This is a genomic window from Streptomyces albicerus (assembly GCF_008905045.1).
Lineage (GTDB): Bacteria > Actinomycetota > Actinomycetes > Streptomycetales > Streptomycetaceae > Streptomyces > Streptomyces albicerus.
The window spans coordinates 1-22,237 of sequence record NZ_VWMY01000098.1; the positions used below are offsets into that span (position 1 = coordinate 1).

General features: G+C 70.0%; 22 protein-coding genes and 1 riboswitch. Of the genes, 11 read left to right on the plus strand and 11 right to left on the minus strand.

The annotated features are described in order from the left end of the window. Positions 1 to 125: 125 nt before the first annotated feature. Positions 126 to 860 (plus strand): YwqG family protein, encoded by a 735-nt coding sequence (locus tag GAS53_RS48840; protein WP_151484249.1) that lies wholly within the window; start codon positions 126 to 128, stop codon positions 858 to 860. Between the two features lie 200 nt (positions 861 to 1,060). On the opposite strand, the gene GAS53_RS48845 is transcribed toward GAS53_RS48840, so the two are convergent. Continuing rightward, positions 1,061 to 1,792, minus strand: coding sequence for a hypothetical protein (locus GAS53_RS48845; protein WP_151484250.1), 732 nt, complete (start codon positions 1,790 to 1,792; stop codon positions 1,061 to 1,063). Between the two features lie 221 nt (positions 1,793 to 2,013). Here GAS53_RS48845 and GAS53_RS48850 point away from each other — a divergent pair, with 221 nt between their 5' ends. The 4 genes from GAS53_RS48850 to GAS53_RS48865 all read left to right on the plus strand — a co-directional run bounded on the left by GAS53_RS48850 (position 2,014) and on the right by GAS53_RS48865 (position 6,239). Beyond that, the gene (locus GAS53_RS48850) at positions 2,014 to 3,006 is read left to right on the plus strand and encodes an AraC family transcriptional regulator (RefSeq protein ID WP_151484251.1); all 993 of its coding nucleotides are present in this window, start codon (positions 2,014 to 2,016) and stop codon (positions 3,004 to 3,006) included. A gap of 84 nt (positions 3,007 to 3,090) precedes the next feature. Continuing rightward, complete coding sequence (locus tag GAS53_RS48855) at positions 3,091 to 4,077, plus strand: N-acetylmuramoyl-L-alanine amidase (protein ID WP_151484252.1); 987 nt, start codon at positions 3,091 to 3,093, stop codon at positions 4,075 to 4,077. Between the two features lie 158 nt (positions 4,078 to 4,235). After that, a complete protein-coding gene (locus tag GAS53_RS48860; RefSeq protein ID WP_151484253.1) occupies positions 4,236 to 5,090 on the plus strand; it encodes a DUF5336 domain-containing protein in 855 nt (284 codons plus the stop codon). Between the two features lie 138 nt (positions 5,091 to 5,228). Beyond that, a complete protein-coding gene (locus GAS53_RS48865) occupies positions 5,229 to 6,239 on the plus strand; it encodes an LLM class F420-dependent oxidoreductase (RefSeq protein WP_151484254.1) in 1,011 nt (336 codons plus the stop codon). A gap of 65 nt (positions 6,240 to 6,304) precedes the next feature. Here the strand turns inward: GAS53_RS48865 and GAS53_RS48870 are convergent, their stop codons facing one another. The 3 genes from GAS53_RS48870 to GAS53_RS48880 are packed head-to-tail and all read right to left on the minus strand — an operon-like array spanning position 6,305 to position 9,847. After that, positions 6,305 to 7,063 carry a hypothetical protein gene (locus GAS53_RS48870; protein WP_151484255.1) on the minus strand — a complete coding sequence of 253 codons (759 nt, stop codon included), beginning with the start codon at positions 7,061 to 7,063 and terminating at the stop codon, positions 6,305 to 6,307. Continuing rightward, positions 7,050 to 8,624: a vWA domain-containing protein gene (locus GAS53_RS48875; RefSeq protein ID WP_192583632.1), complete on the minus strand. Its 1,575-nt coding sequence runs from the start codon at positions 8,622 to 8,624 to the stop codon at positions 7,050 to 7,052. Before GAS53_RS48875 ends, GAS53_RS48870 begins: the two co-directional genes overlap by 14 nt. Then, a complete protein-coding gene (locus GAS53_RS48880) occupies positions 8,621 to 9,847 on the minus strand; it encodes a hypothetical protein (RefSeq protein ID WP_225859592.1) in 1,227 nt (408 codons plus the stop codon). Before GAS53_RS48880 ends, GAS53_RS48875 begins: the two co-directional genes overlap by 4 nt. A gap of 159 nt (positions 9,848 to 10,006) precedes the next feature. Here GAS53_RS48880 and GAS53_RS48885 point away from each other — a divergent pair, with 159 nt between their 5' ends. Beyond that, complete coding sequence (locus GAS53_RS48885; RefSeq protein ID WP_151484256.1) at positions 10,007 to 10,300, plus strand: hypothetical protein; 294 nt, start codon at positions 10,007 to 10,009, stop codon at positions 10,298 to 10,300. A 175-nt stretch (positions 10,301 to 10,475) separates the two neighbouring features. Further along, on the plus strand, positions 10,476 to 10,880 hold the full coding sequence (locus GAS53_RS48890) for a VOC family protein (protein WP_151484257.1): 405 nt from the start codon (positions 10,476 to 10,478) through the stop codon (positions 10,878 to 10,880). Between the two features lie 23 nt (positions 10,881 to 10,903). On the opposite strand, the gene GAS53_RS48895 is transcribed toward GAS53_RS48890, so the two are convergent. The 4 genes from GAS53_RS48895 to GAS53_RS48910 all read right to left on the minus strand — a co-directional run bounded on the left by GAS53_RS48895 (position 10,904) and on the right by GAS53_RS48910 (position 14,957). Continuing rightward, positions 10,904 to 11,476, minus strand: a complete 573-nt coding sequence (locus GAS53_RS48895; protein ID WP_225859593.1) for a hypothetical protein — start codon at positions 11,474 to 11,476, stop codon at positions 10,904 to 10,906. Positions 11,477 to 11,572: 96 nt separating this feature from the next. After that, positions 11,573 to 12,643 carry a prenyltransferase/squalene oxidase repeat-containing protein gene (locus GAS53_RS48900; protein WP_151484258.1) on the minus strand — a complete coding sequence of 357 codons (1,071 nt, stop codon included), beginning with the start codon at positions 12,641 to 12,643 and terminating at the stop codon, positions 11,573 to 11,575. Beyond that, on the minus strand, positions 12,640 to 13,395 hold the full coding sequence (locus GAS53_RS48905) for a class I SAM-dependent methyltransferase (protein ID WP_151484259.1): 756 nt from the start codon (positions 13,393 to 13,395) through the stop codon (positions 12,640 to 12,642). Before GAS53_RS48905 ends, GAS53_RS48900 begins: the two co-directional genes overlap by 4 nt. Next, positions 13,389 to 14,957, minus strand: coding sequence for a glycosyltransferase family 4 protein (locus tag GAS53_RS48910; protein WP_151484260.1), 1,569 nt, complete (start codon positions 14,955 to 14,957; stop codon positions 13,389 to 13,391). Before GAS53_RS48910 ends, GAS53_RS48905 begins: the two co-directional genes overlap by 7 nt. 220 nt (positions 14,958 to 15,177) lie before the next feature. Between GAS53_RS48910 and GAS53_RS48915 the strand changes: the two genes are divergently transcribed. After that, positions 15,178 to 15,849: a TetR family transcriptional regulator gene (locus GAS53_RS48915; protein ID WP_151484261.1), complete on the plus strand. Its 672-nt coding sequence runs from the start codon at positions 15,178 to 15,180 to the stop codon at positions 15,847 to 15,849. A 470-nt stretch (positions 15,850 to 16,319) separates the two neighbouring features. Here GAS53_RS48915 and GAS53_RS48920 read toward each other — a convergent pair whose 3' ends face one another. Together GAS53_RS48920 and GAS53_RS48925 are read right to left on the minus strand one after the other, a co-directional pair. Continuing rightward, a complete protein-coding gene (locus GAS53_RS48920) occupies positions 16,320 to 16,553 on the minus strand; it encodes a ferredoxin (RefSeq protein WP_151484262.1) in 234 nt (77 codons plus the stop codon). Positions 16,554 to 16,556: 3 nt separating this feature from the next. Continuing rightward, on the minus strand, positions 16,557 to 18,014 hold the full coding sequence (locus GAS53_RS48925) for an aldehyde dehydrogenase (RefSeq protein ID WP_151484263.1): 1,458 nt from the start codon (positions 18,012 to 18,014) through the stop codon (positions 16,557 to 16,559). Between the two features lie 226 nt (positions 18,015 to 18,240). Between GAS53_RS48925 and GAS53_RS48930 the strand changes: the two genes are divergently transcribed. Beyond that, positions 18,241 to 19,266: an MBL fold metallo-hydrolase gene (locus GAS53_RS48930; protein WP_151484264.1), complete on the plus strand. Its 1,026-nt coding sequence runs from the start codon at positions 18,241 to 18,243 to the stop codon at positions 19,264 to 19,266. A gap of 14 nt (positions 19,267 to 19,280) precedes the next feature. Here the strand turns inward: GAS53_RS48930 and GAS53_RS48935 are convergent, their stop codons facing one another. After that, the gene (locus GAS53_RS48935) at positions 19,281 to 20,024 is read right to left on the minus strand and encodes a phosphotransferase (protein ID WP_151484265.1); all 744 of its coding nucleotides are present in this window, start codon (positions 20,022 to 20,024) and stop codon (positions 19,281 to 19,283) included. Between the two features lie 44 nt (positions 20,025 to 20,068). Next, positions 20,069 to 20,229, plus strand: a riboswitch (cobalamin riboswitch). An 82-nt stretch (positions 20,230 to 20,311) separates the two neighbouring features. On the opposite strand from GAS53_RS48935, the gene GAS53_RS48940 reads away from it, so the two are divergent. Beyond that, entirely contained in the window at positions 20,312 to 21,571 is a 1,260-nt protein-coding gene (locus GAS53_RS48940; protein WP_151484266.1) for a prenyltransferase/squalene oxidase repeat-containing protein, read from the plus strand. Continuing rightward, positions 21,568 to 22,221 (plus strand): SCO2322 family protein, encoded by a 654-nt coding sequence (locus GAS53_RS48945; protein WP_151484267.1) that lies wholly within the window; start codon positions 21,568 to 21,570, stop codon positions 22,219 to 22,221. Before GAS53_RS48940 ends, GAS53_RS48945 begins: the two co-directional genes overlap by 4 nt. Positions 22,222 to 22,237 lie beyond the last annotated feature (16 nt).

Here is a 22,237-nt window from a genome sequence, read left to right on the forward strand (position 1 = left end):
GGGCCTCCTCCCCGAGTTCCCAACCATCCACAACCGATGGTCCTCCGAAGCCACCAGGACGGGGCCCCAGCCCTCATAGAGTCAGGTCTGCTCGCTGTGTCACTGCCGTGCCGTACGGTCCCGTCGTGACCTCACGACCGACGGGCCAAGCTCTGGGCCCTTATGAAGCTGCGTTCCTGCCGCGACTGCAGATGATCCTGCGAGTGGCCGAAAAGCCGGTGACGGAGCCGGTGACCAAATTCGGGGGGCAGCCGGTGTGGCTGGAAGAGCCAGCATGGCCGGTGCATCCGCGGACCAGGGTGCCGCTGGTGTTCATTGGCCAATTCCGGGTGCCGGGGGACGAAATACGTCTGGCCTACTTGTTCCTGGATGAAGACGACCGAATTATGGGCACCGATCCGACCTCCGGCGAGGCAGTCGTGCTCACCCAGCCACGTGGCCGGGTGCCTTCGTTCGCGGTGATAGGGCCTCCGGAGACCCAAGGGCGTTCACTATGGCGTTCGGGTCATGACGAGACCGTGATCCCTGTCGAGTGGCTGGTCGACCTGGAGCCTTTGTCGCCCGAGTCGGACGCGGAGGCGAATAGCCACGCCGCATGGTGGCGATACACGCGCCACGAGGGCCCGGAGGTCGACCTGCCGTCAGGCGATGAGCCCGAGGACTTTCTAGGCGGCACCGCTGTGTTGCCCAACGGCCGTGCCTGGGGCCTCGAGGACGGCTCCTGGCAGTTCCTCTGCCAGTTCGCCGATCGGGGCGAGAACGCGGAGGATCCGTTCTTCCTCAACTTCGGTTACGGCAGCGGGTTCGTTTTCATCAGCTCCGACCACCGTGAAGGCCGCTTCCTGGGCGACTGCGGCTGAGCAGGCCGCGGCACGGTCACCGGGCAGACCACAGGAAGATGCCCGCGACGTGGAGTCCGGCCAGGGCCCTAGGGTGCGTGCTCGTGAGGTGAGAATTCCTTGGTTGGAGTTCCGCCAGGTGTTGCGTAGCGCAGTGTAGGTGCCGTAGTCGACTCCGGTGGCGGAGGCGGGGTGTTCGACGCCCTTCAGCGCGCCGCGGCTCAACCAGGCGAGTCCTCGGACGTCGGCGGTGTGCTGTGCGTCAGCTCTGGCCACGATGCCGGGGGCGGGCCGAACGCGCGACGGCCGGCTCTCACGGACAAGGCGGCGAGGGCGGCGTTGGCGCCACCACCGATCACGGCGCCGATACCGAACGGTGCCACGCGGCCGAGAACGATGATTCCCTGCTTGGCCCCGTACTTCGTGACGAAGTTCTTCCCCAGGATCTTGTTGATCTGACGCAACGTCTCGACCGGCACCTTGGCGACAACCTGACGTCCCCAGTGCTGCCCCGTACGCCCGGCGACCTTGCCGATGGCGGTGGAGCCGGACCCGCCGAGCATGATTCCCATCACGATCGTTCGGCGGCGCTCGATCTCGTCGATGGGGACTCCGTGGACTTCGGCGATCGAGAGCGCGAAGAGGGCGCTCAGCTCAAGAGATGAGAGAGCCTCGCCTGCCGACAGTGCCAGTGCGACTCCCGTGCCGACGCCGGGCGCGGCTGCGGTTGCTCCCACTGCGGCACCCGTCCCGGTCAAGGCGCTGACGTACATCCGCTCCAGGTTGCGGATTACCTGTGCTGGTGTCGCCTCTGGGTTCCGCTGGCGGGCCCGGGCGATGTTCTTGCGCACCAGTGGGCTCTGGACGTCGATTGCCTTGTTCAGGAGGTCGAGGATCTGCTGTCCACGGCCGGCTGCTTCCTGATCCGGTCCGTCATGGGCATCTGTTGCCATGCCTTGGACTCCCCCAGGTCGTCACGTGCCGACTGAAGGTGTCACTCAATCAGCCGAACGGGCGTTGCGCCAGATGAACCAGGCCGCCAACCCCAAGAAGAAGAGCAGCAAGAGCGATTGGCCCGTCAGCCACGACGCCGACCATGTGAACATTGAAGTACCCTCCGCACGAGCGGAACTCGACGACGGCGCGCCCGGTGGTCGGGGAGAAACGGGGCGGGATGATCGGGACCGTGTTCCGGAGCCAGGACGTGCCTGCGGAGCACAGGTTCGACTACTGGCGTGAGCTGGTCCACCGGGCGATCGCACCGAGCGACATCACCAGTGACTACGCCGCCGACTTCTGGGCTGAACAGCGCTTGCTGGAGCTGGGGCCGGTGATGGTGTGGCCGGTGTCAGTGCTGCCGTCGCGGTTCCGGCGGACCGAGAAGCTGGTGCGGCAGTCCGACCCCGAGATGTATCACTTGTCGCTGGTGCTCGGCGGGGGGCTGGGGTTCGACCACGTGGGGCGGTCCGACCTGTACGGCCCGCGCGACCTGTGGGTGAGCGACACGTCGAAACCGTACGAGGTGCGACCGCCTGACGGGGCGCGGCGCCCGGTCACGGGTGTGGGTGTGGACTTCCCCAAGGCGCTGATGCCCGTCTCACCGGACCAGGTCCGGGAGCTGCTGGGCAGGCGGCTGTCGGGGCGGGAGGGAACGGGCGCGCTGCTGACGGGGTTCCTCACCGGCCTCGACCGGCAGTCCGACGCCCTCCGGCCGTCCGACGCACCGCGCCTGGGTACGGTTCTGATCGACCTCCTGTCGGCCTGGTTCGCCCAGGTGCTCGACGCGGAGGACGCCCTGCCGCCGGAGACCCGCCAACGGGCCATGACCGCGCACATACGGGCGTTCATCCGGCAGAACCTGCACGACCCGGAACTGACACCGCCCGTCATCGCCGCCGCGCACCACATCTCTCTCAGCTACCTGCACCGGCTCTTCAAGGACCACGCGCAGGCTGGGGGCGAGACGGTCGCGGCCTGGATCCGCACCCAGCGACTGGAAGGTGCCCGCCGCGACTTGGCGGACCGCACACTGCGCGCCACCCCGATCCACGCCATCGCCACCCGCTGGGGCCTCCCCCGCGCCTCCGACTTCACCCGCGCCTTCCGCACCGCGTACGGGCTCACGCCCAGGGAATACCGGCTCCAGGCACTGTCCTCGCAGCAGTAGACGCAGAGCGTGGTCGCCGACCCCGTCGGCAGTGCTGCGCGCGGAGACCTGCGGAGCCTGCGGCCTCCCCGTAAGGTGGCACGCGTGTCGTACGTAGGTCCTGACTTCGAACCTCCCCGTCCCCCGCGCCGCCCCCTGCGCGGCCCTCTGACCGTCGCGGTCGCCGCGCTCGTGCCCGGGGCGCTGGTGGGCTGGCTGGTGTGGCAGGCGGTGGGGGACTCCGGCGGGGACGGGTCCGCGGCACAGGCATCGTCCTCGCCCGCGTCCTCGTCGGGCCGGTCCGCCTCGCCGGGCGCCTCGGACGACGGCAAGGAGCAGCCGGACGCCGGCACCGGTCAGACGGGCGGCAGCGAGGAGCCGGGCAAGTCGCCCCCGGCCTCGGCGCCCGCCGCCTCCGGCCCTCTCAAAGGCAAGGTCGTCGTCATCGACCCCGGTCACAACCCGGGCAACTTCCAGCACACGTCCGACATCAACCGCAAGGTGAATATCGGGACGAACTGGAAGGAGTGCGACACAACCGGTACATCCACCAACGGCGGGTACACCGAAGCCAAGTTCACCCTCGACGTCTCGCGTCGGTTGCGCACGCTGCTCGAAGAGCAGGGCGCCACGGTGAAGTTCACGCAGGACGGCGACCGGGCCTGGGGCCCGTGCGTCGACGAGCGGGCCCGGATCGGCAACAAGGCGGGCGCGGACGCCGTGGTGTCGGTCCACGCGGACGGCTCGGCGGCCGGCAACCGCGGCTTCCATGTGATCCTCCCCGGCTCGGTGCACGAGGGAGACGCCGACACCCGGCCGATCGTCACCCCGTCCCGCGAACTCGGCGAGCGCATCGCAGGCAACTTCCTGCGCGCCACGGGCAGCGCGCCCTCCAACTACGTCGGCGACCGCACGGGCCTCGACGTACGCGAGGACCTCGGCGGTCTCAATCTGTCAACGGTTCCGAAGGTGTTCATCGAGTGCGGCAACATGCGCGACAGCAAGGACGCGGCGCAGTTGACCAGCGGCGCGTGGAGGCAGAAGGCGGCGCAAGGAATCTCTGAGGGAATCGTGAGTTTCCTGCGCGGGTAGTTGTCGGCGCACGGATCCGGCCACCCACCCCTCTAGGGCGGACGATAGTGTCGTCCCTACGATGAGGGGCCACCCCCGCGCTTCACACCGCGGCCTGACGGCGACATGGTGACAGCGACGCCTCCACCGATGACGAGACGACTGACGAAGGACCTGAAGTGAATATCCGCTCCCTCACTCGAGGCGACGGCGTGGTGATCGGAGCAGCGGTATTGCTGTTCATCGCGTCGTTCCTCGACGTAGCCGGCTGCGACGGCCCCGCGAGCTTCTGCGATGACGCGCCCATCCCGAACTCCTGGGACGCGACGCTCGGACTCAGCCTCGGCTCCTACATGACCGGCGTGATCGGTGCTGCGCTCATCGTGGTCACCCACCTGCTTCCCCAGCCGCGCAAGGTCGCGGGTCTCGACCTGGGCACGGTCGGGATTGTCCTGACGGTCGCGACCGCCTGGTCGATGCTGTGGTGGACGATCGACGCGGAGAACACCGGCGTCGGCCTCATCCTCGGCCTGCTCGCCGCTCTGGCCCTCGCCGGTGCAGCGATCGCCGCACCCCTGGTCCCGGCCCTCAAGGGCCCCCTCCTCCCCGCCCCCAAGCCCCCCGCCCCCCAGCCCTACGGCGGCCAGCCGCAGGGTGGTTACGGCTACCCGGGTGCCGGCGCCGGTGCCCCGCAGCCGGGACAGCTCGGGCAGCCCGGTCAGCCCTTCGGCGGTCAGCCGCAGCAGCAGGGTCAGCCGTTCGGGGCTCAGCCCGGTCAGCCGCAGCAGCCTCAGCCCCAGCAGGCGCAGGCCCCGCAGGCTCAGCAGCCCGCCGGGGACTTCTCCCCGTTCTGGTTCGCGGTGCCGGTGCCGCGTCCGCTGTTCGCGGAGGACGGTTCGCCGACGCCGATCGCCGAACTGGCGCCGGGCACCTGGTACCTGGCTGTCGAGCAGCGCGGTCCGAGCCTGGTGGCGCAGACGCAGGACGGCCGCCGCGGTGTGCTGCAGGACACGTCCGGGATCCAGCGCGGCTGACACGACACGTCGCTGCCGGGTTCCGTCACGGCCCTCCACCCTTGAGCTCTTCGGGCTCTTCCGGGTGGGGGGCCGTTCCCGTAAAGTCCCCCGGGTGTCCACATGATCTGACGGAGCGTCAGGTGTCAGGAGGAGACCATGCGGCTCGGACTCGCCCTCGGCTACTGGGGTCGCGGCCCCTCGGCGGACCACGTACCACTCGCGCAGGAGGCGGAGCGGCTCGGCTACGACTCCGTATGGACGGCCGAGTCCTGGGGCTCCGACGTCTTCACCCCGCTCACCTGGATCGCGGCCCGGACGTCAAGGATCAAGCTGGGCACGGCGGTTGCCCAGATGGCCGCCCGCTCCCCCACCACGACCGCGATGCACGCGCTCACCCTCGACCACCTCTCGGGCGGGCGCATGATGCTCGGCCTCGGCCTTTCCGGCCCGCAGGTCGTCGAGGGCTGGTACGGGCGGCCGTTCCCCAAGTCGCCGCTCACCGCGACCCGGGAGTACGTCGATGTCGTACGCCAAGTCCTCAGGCGCGAGGCCCCCGTTGAGCTGGACGGGCGGTTCCACTCGCATCCGTACCGGGGCGCGGACGGAACGGGACTCGGCAAGGCGCTCAAGCCGATCACGCATCCCCTCCGGTCCCAACTGCCCATCCTCCTGGGCGCCGAGGGCCCGAAGAACATCGCCCAGACGACCCGGATCGCCGACGGCTGGCTGCCGCTGTACTGGTCGCCTCTGAGGACGGATGTGTACCAGGCCTCCCTCGACGCCGCGCCCGCCGGCTTCCTCATCGCGCCCATGGCCCAGGCGAAGGTCTGCGACGACGTCGCCGAAGGACTGCTCCCCGTGAAGGCGATGCTCGGCTTCTACATCGGCGGCATGGGGCACGCGGCCCGCAACTTCCACGCCGACCTGATGGCACGCATGGGCTTCGAGGAGGAGGCCCGCCGCATCCAGGAACTGTTCCTCGCGGGCCGCCGCGAGGAAGCCGTACTCGCCGTGCCCGACACCTTCGCCGACGAGATCTCCCTCGTCGGCCCGCGCGAACGCATCGCGGAACGGCTGGAGTTGTGGCGGAAGGGACCGGTGACGGATCTGCTGGTGCTGTCTCCGGATCCGCACACGCTGCGGGTGCTGGCGGAGCTCAACACCTAGCGCGTGCAAGGGAAACAACCACGCCGGGAAGCCGTGAGCCGAGGCGCCCTCCGCAAAAGAATCCGTCAGCGGAAGATGGCGATCGCCTCCAGCGTGACCTCCCGGCTGTTGGCGCGCCAGCCGGTCATCTTCCCCAGGCAGCGGGCCTGGAAGGTTCCGTCGTAGATCTTCTCGTTGCGCAGGCCGCCGGCCGCGCAGGTGACCCGGACGTATGCGGGTTGCTCGGAATCCCCGTACGGGGCGCGCAGCACTATCTCCTCCGTGGTCTCCGACTCGACCAGGAAGCGGCCGCGTACCGAGACGAACTCCTCGATGTCGCTCAGCGCGACGCCGCCCTGGTCGGCTTCGGGGCCGAGGGCGTCGGCGAGCGCGCGGTTCGGGGTGACGTTCCCGGATCGCAGGTCCGCGTGGACGATGACGTCGGCGCGCTCGAAAGCCTCCATGAGCATCCCGATCACGGAGATCGGCTCGCTCTTCTGGACGTAACTGCTGAACTTCTCCTGGGAGACGTCCCGGTTGGCCTTGACCGTCCACGGCAGCAGCCTGCCCCAAAGTCCCACGCTGGTATTGACGTTGGTCCGGTGTTCGACCGCCTGCTCGAGTGCCGCGCTGTAGTTGCCGAGCCGGTAGAGGTCCATCACCGCCTTCTCGTCGAGGTAGAAGCAGACGTTGTACGCGGACCGCTGCCCGACGGTCCGCCGTCTTCGCTCGCGCAGGTGCCGTGCCAGCACGACACCGAGCGTCACCAGACCGGCGGCGGTGACCAGCCACACCGTCATCCACGGCCACCACAGCCCCCACCACTGCGCGTCAACGACAGCCACGGATCTCCTTGAACGCCTCGGAAAGGGATGAGCCCTGTGCGTCCACCATGCGCCCGCCCGTCTTCGCGGCCGCGCGCCGCAGTGCGCCGGCGTCGGCCTCTCCGAAGTGCACGGGGTAGGTGTGGACGGCGGTGCGGGTCTGGGCCGGCCGTGCCTCGTAGCGGCGTACGAACTCCTCATACGCGATACCGGCGTTGTTCTCGCCGTCCGTCATCAGCACGATGGACACGGCCCGTTCGGGGTCCTCGGCCACGACGGTCGTTGCCGTGCGGTAGCCGTGATCGAGCGCGGTCCAGACGGCCGTCGAGTCGCCGTAACCGCCGCGCGCGACGACACCGGCGAGCGTGTCCAGGTCCTTCTGCCCCTGGACGGTGATGGTCCGCTCCTCCAGTACGCGGCCGCCGAACCGTACGACCGTCAGCCGCTCGCCCTGGTAGAACCGTGCGAACTTGCCCGTCGCCGAGGAGTCCGCGCCGCTGAGGTCCGCGAAGGCCTCGCGCAGATCCGCCATGCGCTCGCCGCGCATCGACCCGGAGAAGTCGAGCAAAAAGATCACCTGGTCCGGGACACGGCGGCGGGGATCGCCGTAGTCGTCCAACAGGCGCTCGACGACGGCCAGTCGGTCCGGAAAGTAGAGCGCGTTCCCGACGGGTGCGCGGAGTTGTCCGTCCCTGGTGACCGAGGGGCTCACCGGCCGCCGCTGCGTGGTCCGCATGATCTTCTCCTGTACGGAGTCCCGCTGGAGCCACTCCACGACCTTGTCGTACGCGGTCCGCCGGTCCGGGTCGAGAAGGAGCAGCGGGAAGTCGGCGAGGACCATGCCGTCCTCGGGACGTACGATCTCCAGTTTCTCCTTCAGGCGGCCACCGGAGTTGAGGGCGAGCAGGTCGGACTCGTACGTGATGAGCGCGTTGGCCGTGCCGGGGTGGTCGACGAAGTCGTCGAGCAGGTCGCGGGTCGAGTCGGCGGTGAGCTGCTGGCCGGAGCGGAAGCCGCGCAGGCGGTCGCAGGACACGTCGTCCTCGCGCAGGGCGCCGCCGGTGCCGGCGGCGGCGGTTGCGACGCCGACGAGCGCGGCCAGGCCGCTGCCCGTCTGCCGTGGGTCAGCCATGCCGAAGCGTACGGTTCCGGTGGCGGCGGCGTCCGCGAGGTCGGCCCAACTGAGGCGTCCACCCGGTGACGTGGCGCGCAGCTCGCGTGCCACGGCCGGCCGCAGGCCGACGACGACGGGCGAGAGCATGGTCGGGGTACGCAGCGGCCGCCGGGCGGAGTCCTTGTGGCGCAGCCGGAAGTATCGGTCGCTGGAGAGCCAGGCCGCGTCGTGCCCGCCGCCGCCCTGCCCGGAGACCAGCGCGTCACCGGTGTCCGCGTCCGCCTTGTAGTCCATGTCGAGCTGCACGCCGGTCTCGTCCCTCAACTCTCCGAGGAGCGGCTCCAGTACGGCGAGGTCAGGGCCGGCGAGGACGCGGAGTGTCGTCTTGTCGTCGTCGCTTCCGGAGCAGGCGGGAACGGTCAGGGCAAGCGTCAGACACAGCGTCAGAATCCGCAGGCTGCACCTCACTTGGAGGCCCCCGGCAGCTCCGGACAGTCGCCGACGATCTTGATCATCCGCTCGAGGAGGGGAAGGCTGGGGAGGACCGCTTTGGTGTCGTCGGCCGAGGTGACGGGTGCCTGGATGTGGCGGTCGTTCAGGTACTTCGCCAGTTGGTCGCTCATCGAGTCGGCGGTGGCATCTCGCGGCCGGAAGCCCAGATCCACGGCGCGAGCCTGTAGTTCGGGGTCGCTCGACACCAGTTCACCGAGCCGCTCCCCGTCCTTGGTGAGAGCCACCAACTGGGGTTCGGTGACAAAACGGGTGTCCGGGTAGAGGAGAACACGGTCGGTGTCGGGCCTGCCCTTCGCCGCCTCGTAGCGGATCTGGTGGGCCAGGTACTGGTGCTCGTAGAAGACCGCGATCGGAGCGATGCCCTTGCCGTTCGGGGAGAGGTAGGTCTCGGCCATCTCGGAGGCGGGGAGGCCTTGTTCCACCAGCAGCGGCTTGATCTCCGCGGCGAGCTTCTCCGCCTCTTTCTCGGTGTCCGGCGCGTCGTTCCCCTTCCTCACGAACGCGACGAGACCGAGGTAGGTGCCGCCGGAGTTGGACTCGCAGATGTTGGAGGTCTGGGCGAGGATCTTGTTGCCGTTCTGCACGCCGTGGTTTTCGATGCCGATGTCCTCGTCATTCCATCGCTTGCCGCTCGAGGTCAGGTTCAGGAACGCGCCCATGTCGAGCGTGTAGTAGAGCGGCGCGCCGCCAACGCCCTGGCTCTGCTGGGGCGTTGCGATGTCCGCGTCGTCCAGCGTCTCGGCGTACGCCCGGTAGGTCCCCAGCACGATCGGACTCACGAACGGCCGGTACGTCAGGGCGGGATGGCCCGCCGCCGCCCGGTTCCTCGTGATCAGGTCGGCTGCCGGCTGCCCGGAGGGGAACACGACGTCGTACCCCTCGACGTCCTGGTTGGCGATCTCCCGCGATCCCATCCGTGTGATGTGCACGCGGTAGCCGTGCTTCAGGAGGAGCCGCCGGACTTCGGGGTCCTCGAAGAAGTCCCGCTTGGAAGCCATCTTGGCCTCGATCGTGACGACCCGGTCGAACGGCATGAGCAGATGACCCGAGGTCAGGAGCAGGACGAGACCGATCACGGGGACCGGGAGCGTGAGGGCCAGTGTGCGGCGCAGGCGGCTGCGCTCGGGTCTGGTGACGGCTAAACGGGGTTCCTCTGAAACAGCTCTGTTCGCGGGCACCGGCGTCTCCCCCTAGTGTGGGGAAGGATTATCAGCGACAGCGATTGCCGTCGAGCCAACTCACGGCGAATTCGGGTTGAAGCAAGGGTTAATGGCTGGCGCTCCCTACCCATGCCGGCGCCCGGGTTTCATCCAGGATTCAAGGGCTACTCGCAGGGCATGTCCCCTCATTCTCGCAACGGTGCCAACCAGGCCGGCACGATCATCGCGATCGTCGCCGACATCATGGCCCTGATCCTCGGCCTCTGGATCCTGATGTACCTGCTGGACGCCAACAGGGCCAACGACTTCGTCCAGTTCATCCACGACGCGGCCCGCTGGCTCGCGGGCTGGTCGCATGATCTGTTCACGTTCGACGAGCAGTGGGCACGGGTCGTCGCCGGCTACGGTCTCGCAGCCGTCGTGTACCTCTTCATCGGACATGCGATCGCCAACCGTGTGCACCGCCACTGACGACGACCGCCCCGGCTGCCAAGGCATGTATCGAAAGCGCTGGTCACAGCCGTTGACGGCGGTGACCAGCGCGGTCGTGCGGCGGTGGCGAGATCATCGCACCCGTCCGGCCGGGGAATCGTCCGGCCGATCACTGGGTTGACCAGTCAGTATTCGAGATCTCGAAGGAGCCGGCATGACCAACGAACCCGCCGTGCGTGAACTCCGCTTGGTGGTCACGGCAGCCGACTACGATGCGGCGCTGCACTTCTACCGCGACGTCCTCGGCCTGACCGAGCGCGGCGCGTTCGCCTCTCCCGATGGACGGGTCACCATCCTTGACGCCGGTCGGGCCACCTTGGAGCTGACTGATCCAAACCACGCTGTCTTCATCGACGAAGTCGAGGTCGGGCGGCGAGTAGCCGGCCACATTCGCGTTGCCTTCCAGGTCGACGACTCCGCCGCCACAACGTCGAAGCTGGCCGCCGCCGGAGCTCAGGTGATCGCCGAGCCGACGCGCACCCCTTGGAACTCACTCAACTCGCGGCTTGAGGCACCGGGCGCTCTCCAGCTGACTCTCTTCACCGAGCTTGACGATTAGGCGTTGCACTTTGCCGGCAGGCCTCAGCAGCCCGCCTCGACGCCGCTGTTCACGAACGAGTCGATGTTGATCGAGTAGCCGGCCCCGGTGGTGAGGTCGGGGCGGCTTCCGTGACCGTCCTCCTCGAGGCGCTCGGCGGTGAGGAAGACGATCTGCAGGACCATTTTCTCTCTGGCGAAGCACAGGTCGTCGGGCAAGGCGTCGGGGCCCGGAGTCCATCCGTCCCGTGCCGCCGCGGTCCGGTAATGCGCGGCCACTTCGGCCCGCGTGCCGGGAAAGGCGTATGTCCGACCGGCGTACACCGAGACATCGCCGCTGTCCGCCCAGCAGCCGGCGTCGACCTCCTCGAAGCCCCGGGCGACGGTGGCCCCGGCGGGGCGGGAGCCGAGGATGTCGAGCGCCGCCATCTCCTTCACCCGGGCGTCGGTCCCCTCACAGTCCCGGGCGAGATCCACCAGCGCGCAGCCAGTGAGTGTCGCGGCCGCGAGCGCGGTCGACAGGAGCAGGGATATCGGGCGGGTGACACCTGTCCGCAGGGGCAAAGCGGGCTCCAGAGTGAAGGCCGGGGCGGAGGGGCCGCCGGACGAAAGAGTCATCCGTGCCGGCTCCGGAGCGGGCACGGCCCAGTTCTACCAAGCAGCCGTCACCCTCGCATCGCTCCTGATGTGAGCGTGACGCTGTGACGACAACTCCTAGGAGCAGCAGTCGGGGTCCAGGCCCGTCGGCAGGCGGTCGCCGCTGAAGACCGCGCATGTCGCCTCGTCGCCGCCGAGGGCGGCGACGGCGAGGAGCAGGGAGCCCGCGGTCCAGGAGGTGAGCTCCTCGGGCCAGACCGCCTCGGCGTCGAAGACGTAGCCCGTCCAGTACAGGCCGGTTCGCGCATCCCGCAGGTGTTGGATCGACTGGAGGATCTCCAGGGCCCGGTCGGACTCACCCACGGCCCAGAGCGCCAGGGCGAGTTCGGCGGACTCGCCGCCCGTCACCCATGGGTTGGGGACGACGCACCGTACGCCGAGCCCCGGGACGACGAAACGGTCCCAGCCCTTCTCTATGCGTTCCACCGCCTCGGTGCCCGTGAGCGCGCCGCCCAGCACCGGGTAGTACCAGTCCATCGAGTAACGGTCCTTGTCGAGGAACCGCTCGGGATGCCGGCGTATCGCGTGGCGCAGTGCGCCCACCGCCAACTCCCAGTCGGGCTGCGGCTCTTCGCGCTCCTCGGCGATGGCGAGCGCGCAGCGCAGGGCGTGGTGGATCGATGAACTCCCGGTCAGCAGCGCGTCGCCCACGGCCGTGCCGTCGTCCTCGCGTTTCCAGCCGATCTGTCCGCCCGGCTGCTGGAGTTCGAGGACGTACTCCATCGCCGCGTACACCGTCGGCCACATCCGGTCCAGGAACGTGTCGTCGCCGGTCGCCAGGTAGTGGTGCCAGGTGCCGACGGCTATGTATGCGCAGAAGTTGGTCTCGCGGCCGCGGTCGGTGACGTCGTCGAAGGCCCCGTCGGCGTAGGCCGCGTACCAGGAGCCGTCGTCGTTCTGATGCCGGGCCAGCCACTCGTACGCCCGCCCGGCGGCGTCGTGCTCGCCGGCCGCGTCCAACGCCATGGCGGCCTCGGTGTGGTCCCACGGGTCGAGGTGGTGCCCGCGGAACCACGGTATGGCGCCGTCCGCGCGCTGCACGGCCAGGATGCCCCGGACGGTCTGCGCGGCCTGTTCCGCGGTGAGCACCCCGGTCAGGACGAGGTGTTCGGTACGCGGTGTGGTCACGAAGCGTCCACCGCGGCGTCGTCGGCAAGGCCGGCGGGCAGGTGCGGTTTGGTCGCGTACGCCACGAAGCTCTTGCCGATCAGCGGGTTCAGCGCCTGCTCGGCGACCCGGGTCGCGAGGGGCTTCTTCATGATGTCCCAGACCAGGAGCTTGTGGTACGCCCGCACCGGCAGCGCCTTGTCGTTGTCGACGCCGAACGCGCACTTCAGCCACCAGTAGGGCGAGTGGAGGGCGTGCGCGTGGTGGGTGCCGTACGGCCGGAGGCCCGCTTCCCTGATCCTGGCAAGGAGTTCGTCCGCCTTGTAGATGCGGATGTGGCCGCCCTCGACCTCGTGGTACGCGTCGGACAGCGTCCAGCAGACCTTCTCGGGCCCGTAGCGCGGGACGGTGATGGCTATCCGCCCGCCGGGCTTGAGCACGCGGACCATCTCGGCGAGTACGCCCTTGTCGTCCGGGATGTGCTCCATCACCTCGGAGATGATGACGACGTCGAACGACTCGTCGGGGAAGGGGAGTTGGAGTGCGTCGCCCTCCATGGCGGTGGCGGTGGCGCCCTCCGGTGCCTCACCCGCCTCCTTCATGGCGGCGAACCACTTGGCGACCTCGCGGATCTCCTCGGCGTTCTGGTCCAGCGCGACGACCTGGGCGCCGCGCCGGTAGCACTCGAAGGCGTGGCGTCCTGCCCCGCACCCGAGATCCAGCACACGGTCCCCCGGGGCGAGCGGGAACCGGGAGAAGTCGACGGTCAGCACGTGGCCCTGCTTTCACGGTGGGGGGTGTCGATGGGGGTGGTGGGGGCCGTGTCCGCAGGAGTGGCGGGTGCTGCCACGTCCACTGGGGTGTCGGGGGCCACGTCCACGTCTTGTGGGGCCGCGGAGCGGCCGGGATTCGGGGGCGCGGAGCGGTCAACGCTTGCCGCGGAGCGGCTCTTGACCTCGGCCGCGGAGTGGTCGGTGCCGGCCGGGGAGCGGTCGACGCCTGGCGCCGAGTGACTCTCGGCTCCGCCCGCGGAGCGGGCGATCGCCTCCCGGTAGCGGGCCACCGTGCCCTCCGCGGCCTTGGCCCATGTGAACCGCTCCAGCACGCGCGCCCGTCCGGCGGAACCGAGCCGTACCCGCAGCCCGGGGTCGCCCAGCAGCCTGCTGAGCCCGGCGGCCAGCGCCCCCGCGTCGCCGGGCGGCACGGCCACACAGGTCTCGCCGTCCGGACCCGTGACCTCCGGGATGGCTCCGCCGGTCGTGGCCACGAGTGGCGTACCCGTCGCCATCGCCTCGGCGGCCGGCAACGAGAACCCCTCGTACAGGGAAGGCACGCAGGCGACTTCGGCGGACCGTACGAGGTCGACGAGTTCTTCGTCCGAGATGCCCTTCACGAACTCGACGGCGCCTTCGAGGCCGTACCGCTCGATGAGTTGGGCGACCGGTCCGTCCTCGGCACGCTTGCCGACCACGACGAGGTGGGCGGCGGGGTGCTCGGTGCGGACCTTGGCGAGCGCCTCGACGAGGAAGACGAGGCCCTTCAGGGGGACGTCCGCGCTGGACGTGGTGACGATCCGGCCGGGGACCTGCGCTACGGACGGATCCGGCGAGAACAGGTCGGTGTCGGCGCCGATGTGGACGACGTGGATGCGGTCGTCGCGTACGCCGAGGTGGTCGACGATCTCCTGGCGGGACGTGCCGGAGACGGTGAGGACGGACGGGAGGCGGCGCGCGACGCGCTTCTGCATACGCGTGAAGCCGTACCAGCGGCGTACGGACGCCCGTCGGCGCCAGCCGTCGGCGGCGTCCAGCTCCAACTGGCGGTCCACGGTGATGGGGTGGTGGATGGTGGTGACCAGAGGCGCACCCACGTCCCCCAACAGCCCGTACCCGAGCGTCTGGTTGTCGTGCACGACGTCGAAGTCGCCTTGCCTGGCGCGCAGATGGCGGCGGGCCCGCAGGGAGAACGTCAGCGGCTCGGGGAAGCCGCCGGTCCACATCGTGCCGACCTCGAGGGCGTCGATCCAGTCGCGGTACTCGCCGGGCTTCGGGGTGCGAAAGGGGTCCGGGTGGCGGTACAGGTCGAGGCTGGGCAGCTCGGTGAGGGAGAGCCGGCCCGGGCCCTCGCCCTCGTCGAGCACGGGGTACGGCTGGGAGCCGATGACCTCGACCTGGTGGCCGAGGCGGGCGAGCTCGCGTGAGAGGTGCCGTACGTAGACGCCCTGGCCGCCGCAGAACGGGTTCCCTTTATAGGTGAGGAGCGCGATGCGCAGCCGTCGGTCGCCGTCGGCGGCCGAGTCCTCCTGGGAGCCGACATCCATGGCCTCACGGGTCACTCTCGGCCCCCTTCTTCCAGCACGTTCCCGCGAGATTACTTCGGGACGGTAATCTAGAACAAGTTTCAGACTTGATCGTTCAGGGAGCACTGAATGTACCGGCAGGTAGCCCCCCTGTGAGCCGTGGATCGGGTGATTCACGCCACGGCGAGGCCCTACCCTGCTGTCGCCCCACACCCTGCTGAACCCTCTGTCGCACGAACGTCACGGAACGGGATCCATGTCTGCGGAAGCCAAGACTCCGGCGAAGGCCGCGCAGCCGGCGGTACGGGCCGCGCAGCCGGTCACTCCTCCGCTCACCGAGCGTCAGGAGGCGCGACGGCGGCGCATCCTGCACGCGAGCGCGCAGCTGGCGAGCCGGGGCGGCTTCGACGCGGTGCAGATGCGGGAGGTCGCGGAGTCCTCGCAGGTGGCTCTCGGCACGCTCTACCGCTATTTCCCGTCCAAGGTGCATCTGCTGGTCGCGACGATGCAGGACCAGCTGGCGCACATGCACGGGACGCTCCGCAAGAAGCCGCCGGCGGGCGACACGGCGGCGGAGCGGGTGGCGGAGACCCTGATGCGGGCCTTCCGCGCGCTCCAGCGCGAGCCGCATCTCGCCGACGCCATGGTCCGCGCCCTCACGTTCACCGACCGCAGTGTCAGCCCGGAGGTCGATCAGGTCTCCCGCCAGACCACGGTGATCATCCTGGACGCGATGGGCCTGGACGATCCCACTCCCGCCCAGCTCTCGGCGGTACGCGTCATCGAGCACACCTGGCACTCGGCCCTCATCACCTGGCTCTCGGGCCGCGCGTCCATCGCCCAGGTCAAGATCGACATCGAGACGGTCTGCCGGCTGATCGACCTGACGGACCCGGGCCAGGGCGCTCCGCTGGAGGTGCCGCGATAGTCCGTCGATCGGCTGCGGGGCCGTCGTGGCTGGTCGCGCCCCGCGGCGGAGCCGCATATCGATACAGCCCCGAGCCCCTTCAGGGCGCTGCTGAACCGCAGTCGACTTCACCAAGGCCGCTTAGCCGCGGGCACGCAAAACACCGCTACGAGCGCACGAAAAGCCGTTGCGGGCACACGAAGGACCTACGAGACGGGTTCCCTTCGCCGGTATTACCCGGATCAGGTGCTAGGGGTCGCCTTCCGGCCCAACTACTGCCTTCCGGCCTCTCAGCCCGACCGTCGACGTCGGCCCCAGCGGATGCCTAAGCGTCTCGCCAAAGTCGGCTACTCCGGTCGAACTCCCTCACTCGTCCCGTAGGCCTACCTCAATAATAGAACGTCTGCCCGTGGATGGAACCCCCTCAATAGGACTTTTTGGGGCGTCCTGCTCCTCGCGTGGGAACGGCCCACTCCTCGCGCCGGAACGGCCTACTCCTCGGGCGGGAACACCGCCTCCCCGCTCCCCAGCAGGGTGATCGCGATGGCCTCCACCGGGCAGCTCTCCGCCGCCGCGAGGATCTTCTCGTTGGCGTCCGTCTCCGGGTCCGTCGGGTGGGACTGCATGGCGGAGTCGAGGTGGAAGGCGGTGGGGGCGTGGTGGGTGCACTGGGCGGAGCCGATGCAGAGGGAGCGGTCCACCTCCACGTGCCAGCGGTCGCCCATCGGTCAGGCCTCCCAGCCGGCGGGCAGGTGGATCATCTTGTGCTCCAGGTACTCGCCGTAGCCCTCGGGGCCGAACTCGCGGCCCAGGCCGGAGTTCTTGTAGCCGCCGAAGGGGCCGAGCATGTCGAGGCTGAAGGTGTTGACGGAGTACGTGCCGGTGCGGACCTGCCGGGCCACGTCGATGCCGTGCGCCACGTCGCCCGTCCAGACGCTGCCGCTCAGGCCGTAGTCGGAGTCGTTGGCGATCTTGACCGCCTCGGCCTCGTCGCCGTACGGGAGCAAGCAGATCACCGGGCCGAAGATCTCCTCCCGGGCGATCCGCATGGAGTTGTCGACGTCGCCGAAGAGCGTCGGCTCGACGTACCAGCCGCGGTCCAGACCGGGTGGGCGGCCGCCGCCCGTGAGGATCTTGGCGCCTTCCTCCTGGCCGATGCGGATGTAGTCGAGGTTGCGCTGCTGCTGCCGCTGCGCGACGAGCGGGCCGACCTGGGTCGCCGGGTCGAGCGGGTCGCCGACCACCAGCGCGCTCGCCGCCGCAGTGAACGCCTCCGCGAACTCGTCGTAGCGCGAGCGCGGCACGAGGATGCGGGTCTGGGCGACGCACGCCTGGCCGTTGTTCATCCAGGCCGCGGAGACGATGCCCGGCACGGAGGTCCCGATGTCCGCGTCCGGCAGGACCACCGCCGCGGACTTGCCGCCCAACTCCAGGGTCACGCGCGTGAGGTTGCGGGACGCGACCTCCATGACGCGCCTGCCCGCCGCGACCGACCCGGTGAAGGAGACCTTGTCGATCCCGGGGTGCCCGACGAGGTACTCGCTGACCTCGCGGTCCGCCGGCAGGATCGACAGGACGCCCTCCGGCAGCCCGGCCTCCTTCGCGATCTCGCCGAGGATGTACGCGTCCAGGGGCGACTCGGGCGAGGGCTTGAGCACGACCGTGCAGCCGGTCAGCAGCGCGGGCGCGAGCTTGGCCGCCGCCACGAACTGCGGGACGTTCCACGGGACCACGGCCGCCACGACCCCCACCGGCTCACGCCGGACGAGGATGCGGCCGAGCACTCCGTCGCGCGTCTCCTCGTACGTGTAGTCCCGCGCGACCGTGATCGCCGCGTCCCACACCATCATCGCGCCGAGGGCCTGTGCGAGGACGCTCCAGGAGTACGGGGAGCCGTTCTCGGAGGAGATGACGCGGGCGATCTCCTCGTGGCGTACGGCGATCGCGTCCTTGATCCGGGTGACGACCTCGATGCGCTCGTCGAGCGACATCCGTGGCCAGGGTCCCTCGTCGAAGGCGGTCCGCGCCACCGCGACGGCCCGGTCGACGTCCGCCCGCGAGGCATGCGGCACCCGGCCGATGACCTCTTCCGTGTGCGGGGAGATCACCTCGATGACGTCCTGGCCGAGGGGAGCGGCCAACTCCCCGCCGATGAACAGCTGTCCGTGTTCCATGAGCTCGGTCATGACCGACTGCCTCTCCGGGGATTTCCTGACGGTGCATCAGACACTGCGGACACTGGAACTGATACCAGTTCTAGTTGGAGGAGTCCACGGAGCTCACACCACTTCACCGTCCCGGCACTTCTCCACCGCCCCTCGGCACGTCGCCTCCCCGGCCCGACAGGTGACTTGGGCTCCCATCGGAACTTGTTCTAGTTATAGTGGCCGGAAGGCGGCGACAGGGGAGCCCATGGCACAGGTGACCGATCACGGCGGGGGCGTACGGTCCATTGAGGTTCCCATCCCGGACAATCCGCTCGGGACCACACTCGTGTATGTCGTGGACACCGACCGCGGGCCGGTGCTGATCGACACGGGCTGGGACGATCCGGCGTCCTGGGACGCGCTCACCGAGGGCGTGGCGGCGTGCGGTACGTCGATCGGTGAGATCCACGGGGTCGTGATCACGCATCACCACCCGGACCACCACGGCCTGTCGGCCAAGGTGCGGGAGGCGTCCGGCGCGTGGGTGGCGATGCACGCGGCCGACATCTCGATCGTGCGCCGGGCGCGTGGGACCGACCCCGGGCGCTGGTTCGCGTACATGGTGGCCAAGCTGACCGCGTCGGGCGCGCCCGAGGAGCACGTGGCGCCGATGCGCACCGCCCGCTCCCGCAAGCTGCCGGGGCTCTCCCCCGCGCTTCCCGACCGCGAGATCGTCCCCGGCGAACTCCTCGACCTCGCCGGTCGCCGCCTGCGCGCGATCTGGACGCCGGGCCACACGCCCGGCCATGTCTGCCTCCATCTGGAGGAGGCCCATCCGGCCCAACTGCCGGGCCACGGCCGTCTGTTCTCCGGCGACCACCTGCTCCCGAGGATCACCCCGCACATCGGCCTCTACGAGGACCCGGACGACGACTCGGTCCCCGATCCCCTCGGCGACTACCTCGACTCCCTGGAGCGGATCGGCCGCCTCGAACCGGCCGAGGTCCTCCCGGCCCACCTGCACGCCTTCACCGACGCCCCGTCCCGCGTACGGGAGTTGCTCGACCACCACGAGTCCCGCCTCACCGACCTCCTCTCCCTCCTCGCCACCCCGCTCACCGCGTGGCAGCTCGCCGAACGCATGGAGTGGAACCGCCCCTGGGACCAGATCCCCTACGGCTCACGCAACATCGCGGTCTCGGAAGCGGAGGCCCACCTGCGCCGACTGGTGAAGCTGGGGCGGGCGGAGGCGGTGCCGGGGAGCGAACCGGTGACGTACGTGGCCGTATGACCGGGGAAGGGCCTTCACCGACCGTTCGCAGGTGACAGCGTACGGATCAACTCCTCGGCCCCGCCGAGGAGTTCGATCTCGCGGCGGCTCATCGTCGGGTTGGCGGACCGCTGTTGCGTCGCCCGGCCGAGGCCCCCGTCCGGGCCCGTCAGGAGTGCCGGGTCGGGGCAGTCGGCCAGCAGGGCGGCCAGCATCTCGCGGACCAGGGGCGCGCGGGGGTCGTCGTCGACGGCGACCTGCGCCAGGATCACGGCGGACATGCTCCAGTCGAGGCCGGGCGAGCCCTCGTCGGCGTTGTCCCAGTCGATCACCATGGGGCCGGCCGGGGTGAGGAGGACGTTCTCCGGGTGCAGGTCGAGGTGTAGGACGCGTACGGCGGGGTCGGTGGCCCGGCGGGGCGGTACGGCGTGCAGGTCGCGCAGGAGACGGGCGAGTGTCGAACCCGCCTCCTGGACGGTGAGTTCGCCCGCCACCACCGCCTCGGCCATGGTCGGGCCGGACAGCCGTTCCATCACGAGGTCGGAGCGTGCGCCGACCGCCCGCACGCGCGGCACGGGATAGCCGTGGCGGCGTACGTGCTCCATGACGGCCGCCTCGGCGGGGGCGTCCCCGTGGCCGTTCCGGTAGCGGCGCAGTACCCATGCCGCGTCCGCCGCGTCTGCCGCATCCGTCTCGTTCGCCTCATCACCTTCGAGCGCGTAGACATCCGCCGTACGCCCCGATCCGAGCAGGCGGCCCACCCGCGTAGGAATCCCCATGAGCAGAAGCTACCGGGCTGTGCGGCCGGGCCTCAGATGCATTCCTACGGGCCGGTACAGTGAGCAGGTCGTCATCACACTCGTACGGGGGGAAGCCGGTGCAAATCCGGCGCTGACCCGCAACCGTGTGCCGCCCGGTCGATTCAAGGGCGGTGAGCCGGAATGCCCCGTGCGAGGCGTGACCGGCTCGCGTCACCGGGACCGCCGGTGACCGGCACCGTCGAGGCATACGGAGCCGAGCCGCCCGGGGCACTGGGCTGCCCGGCTTCCTACAGGGAGCGCCGATCATGTTTGTCCGCCGCAGCGCCGCGGTACTGGCCGCCACCGCCGTGATCGGTTCGGCGTTCGTGCCGGCCGCCCTCGCCGACGAGTCGCCCGGTGCATCCCCGTCCCAGGCGTTCCCGTCGGGTCTGTACGGCAGCACCGACCCGGCCTACGACGGCGTCTGGCGGCAGTCGCTCGCGTTGCTCGCCCAGCACACCGTGGGCGTGAAGCCCGCGGCCAAGGCCGTCGACTGGCTCACCGGGCAGCAGTGCGAGAGCGGAGCCTTCGCGGCGTACCGCGCCGACCCGGCCGCGAAGTGCGACGCGAAGACGAAGGTCGACACGAACAGCACCGCCGCCGCGCTGCAGGCCCTGGAAGCGCTCGACGCGGACGACGCCGTGACCGGTGCGGCCGTGAAGTGGCTGAAGTCCGTGCAGAACGAGGACGGCGGCTGGGGCTACTTCCCGGGCGGGGCCAGCGACACGAACTCGACGTCCGTCGTGATCGGGGCCCTGAATGCCGCGGGCACCGACCTGGAGGACGTGGGGTCGCAGGAAGAGCAGACGCCGTACGACGCCCTGCTCGGGCTCTCCATCCCCTGCGGCGAGGACGGCGGCGGGGCCTTCGCCTTCCAGCCCGACAAGAAGGACAAGCTCGCCGCGAACGCGGACGCCACGGCGGCGGGTGTGCTCGGCGCGCTCGGCAAGGGGCTGGTCGTGGAGCCCGCGGACGACGAACAGTCCGCGACGAAGGCTCAGTGCGCGGGCGGCGACTCCTTCACGATCGAGGACGCGGCGGCCAACGGTGCCGCGTACCTCGTCGGCGCGGTCGCCAAGGACGGTTATCTGAAGTCCGCCCTCGCCGGTGCCGAGGACCAGCCCGACTACGGCAACACCGCCGACACGGTCGTCGCACTCGCCTCGGCCGGCCGGACGGCCGACACCGCGAAGCCGCTGGCCTGGCTGGAGAAGAACTCCGGCCCCTGGGCGGCACAGAGCGGCCCGGCCGCGTACGCGCAGCTGATCTTCGCCGCGCACGCCACCGGTAAGGACCCGCGTGACTTCGGCGGCGCCGACCTCGTGAAGCAGCTCGGCGCGACCGGCCCCGCGGGCACGGTCTCCGATTCCTCCAGCGCCCCCGCCGACGAGCAGAAGGACCAGAACGAGGACAAGAACGAGGACGACGGCGGGGTCAGCGTCTGGTGGATCATCGGGGTCGGTCTGGTCGGCGGCATCGGTATCGGCTTCCTCATCAGCGGCCGCACCAAGAAGCAGCAGCCGTGACCTCCCGCCGCCTGGTTCTGCTCACCCTGGGCCTCCTGCTCGCCGTCCTCGGCACGGCGGGGCAGGCCCAGGCGGTCGGCTACCGCTACTGGTCCTTCTGGGACCGGGATTCCGACGGCGGCACGTGGGTGTACGCGACCCAGGGGCCGTCGACCGCGCGGCCCTCCGACGGTGACGTCCAGGGTTTCCGTTTCTCGGTGAGCGAGGACTCCAAGGACGCGGCGAAGCCCCGCGGGGAGGCCGACTTCGCGACGATCTGCGCGAAGACGCCCGCACGGGAGGGCGCGAAGCGGGTCGGCCTGGTCCTCGACTTCGGCACGACCGCGGACGCCCCGGCCGGCTCGACACCGCCCCACCCGCGCACGGCCTGCGCCCGCGTCGACGAGGAAGCGACGACGGCGGACGCCCTCGCCGCCGTCGCCAAGCCCCTCCGCTACGACACGAACGCCCTGCTCTGCGCCATCGCGGGGTACCCACGCACGGGCTGCGGCGAGCCGGTCTCGGCCGACCGGCCGAAGGCTTCTGCGGCGCCTCGCGGGGCGAGCGAGTCCGGCGACGGCGGGCCGTCGGTCGGCTTGGTGGCCGGGATCGCGGCGGTTGCCATGCTGGGCGCGGCGGCCGTGTGGCAGACCCGCCGACGCCGCGGCTGAGCTGACGGGACCACTG